Consider the following 2,222-nt stretch of genomic DNA (forward strand, 5'->3'; position numbering starts at 1 on the left):
GATTTATTACTGTTCCGCGAGCTGGCACGGCAACGAACCGAAACACAAGAGAGCGATTAGCTCTCTTTTTTGTATGAAGGACATCCGAATGAAGATGAACCTCTCCGTGGTGATGGGACTGAAAGACAAAGTGTCCGCGCCGCTAAAAGGCATGGCGAGTGATTCCGACCATTACGCCAAAGCCATCAAAAAGATTCAGAAAGCGCAGGCGGATGACTCGGCCGCGATCGGCATGATTGGCTCATTCAAAAACACCAAAAAGGCGATGAGCCAGAATACGCTTGCGATGGCATCGGCCAGTGAAAAACTTCGTGAGCTGCAAGCCAGCGCGGCCGCGGCGGGCAAACCGACCGCCGCCCTCACCGAGAAAATGGCCAAACAGCAGCAGAGAGTCGATAAGCTCACTCAGCAGCAGGACCAGTACAAAACACACCTGGTCAAACTCGGTGGTGAGCTGAAAAAGACTGGCGTCAAAGTGCACGACCTCGATGGCGAGAACAAGCGTCTGGAAAGTCGCTACAAAAAGCACGGCGCGGAAATCATCAAACTGAGTAAGAAATACGCCATCCTGCGCGGCGCGATGGCTCCGCTGCAAAAGCTCAATGGCGCCATTCGCCTGCCGAATGTGGCCGGAGCGGCACTCGGCAAAGGTGCCGCCCTGCTTGGTGGTTTCAGCCTGGCCGGACTGGCCGCCGAGGTAAACAGCAGCGCGGCAGAGATGGACAAACTTGCCAAGAAATCCGCCAACCTCAATCTGCCGATCAGCGAACTGCAGGCCATGCAATCACAGGCAGAACACGCGGGCGTGAGCGCCGATGCGCTGTCGGCGTCGATGACCCGCTTTACCCGTCGTCTGGGTGTACTCCAAACCACCGGAGCGGGCGCGCTGGGCAGTTATCTGAAAAAGAGCAAGAACGCCGCGTTCCGCGATTTGCAGGGCGCGAAAGATACGCAGGAAGCCTACCAGATGCTGCTGGAGTCTTTCTCCAAACTCAAAACCGCCCAGGAGCAGATGGCGTTTGCGGATGCCGCCTTTGGTGACAGCGGGCGGGAAATGCTCATCATGCTGCGCGAAGGCACGCAGGGACTGACTGCTGCGCGTCAGGAGTTCAACGATTTGGGTGGTGGTGCTACTGCAGAAGATGCCGCGAAAGCCGAAGCGTACAATGACGCGGTGCAGCGCATCTCTGAAAGCCTGCGCTCAATTAAGTTTGCCGCGCTGGCGCCGATTATGGAGAAAGCCACCCGGCTGTTTACCGAGTTCTCGGAGAAGTTCAAAAACACCCAGTGGCGCACCGAGTTTATGGACAAAGTGATTCATACCGTCAACGGGCTGTATCAGGCGCTGGAGTTCTTAGGCAAAGGACTGATTTTTGTGGCGCAGAACTTCAAAGGCATTCTCACCATTCTGGCGATCTTCAAAGTGGCGCTGATTGGCCTCAATGCGGTGATCATGACCAACCCGATTGGCATGATGGTCGCGGCCATCGGCGCCGCGATTATTGCCATCACCTATCTGGTAGATAAGTTCATTGGTTTAGACAAAGTGATTAACTGGGTGAAGGAGCAATTTATCGGACTGTGGGACGGGATTAAGAAGCTCATCAACCTGCTGCCGGATTCTCTCATTCCTGACGGCTGGGAAAAAGGTTTGAATGCTGCCGGCACAGAAGTCGATAACCTGGCGAACAAACTCGACAGCATCAAAGACAAGAACGCCACGCTGGGGATTGTCACCAACGAAACACGCAACCAAACAGACCGCACCAAAGCCTATGCTGACTATCAGAGCGGTGGCTTGCCTGCTCACAAACCTTATAACCCCTATCAGCCAATCAAGAGTCAGACGTTGAACAGTCGATCGGAAGTCGCACTGACGATTAAGTCCGACAAACCGGTGACCGTGGACAAGGCAAAGAGTGAGAAAGGAACCGACCTTAGTCTGGATGTCGGGAACTTAGGCTGGAGCTATTAGAACTACACCCGAGGACAAAATGTGGTCACTAAATTAATAAAAGCAATACAAATCAATTAGTTATTATACGACAAAACCCGCTAAAAAGCGGGTTTTGTGTGAATTTATGGTGCGTCCGAGTGGACTCGAACCACCGACCCCCGCCATGTCAAGGCGATACTCTAACCAGCTGAGCTACGGACGCACACTGCATGTTTATACACTTGCTGAGTGTTTTCTCATGGTGCGTCCGAGTGGACTCGAACCA

At 53.6% G+C, this 2,222-nt stretch carries 1 protein-coding gene and 1 tRNA gene; one reads left to right on the top strand and one right to left on the bottom strand.

The genetic code is table 11. The annotated features are described in order from the left end of the window. Positions 1 to 88: 88 nt before the first annotated feature. Positions 89 to 1,975 (top strand): hypothetical protein, encoded by a 1,887-nt coding sequence (locus tag JIG40_RS13640; RefSeq protein ID WP_199465497.1) that lies wholly within the window; start codon positions 89 to 91, stop codon positions 1,973 to 1,975. Positions 1,976 to 2,082: 107 nt separating this feature from the next. Here the strand turns inward: JIG40_RS13640 and JIG40_RS13645 are convergent. Continuing rightward, positions 2,083 to 2,159: transfer RNA gene (locus JIG40_RS13645), tRNA-Val, on the bottom strand. Positions 2,160 to 2,222 lie beyond the last annotated feature (63 nt).

Source organism: Vibrio sp. bablab_jr001 (assembly GCF_016464285.1).
Classification (GTDB): Bacteria; Pseudomonadota; Gammaproteobacteria; order Enterobacterales; family Vibrionaceae; genus Vibrio; species Vibrio fluvialis.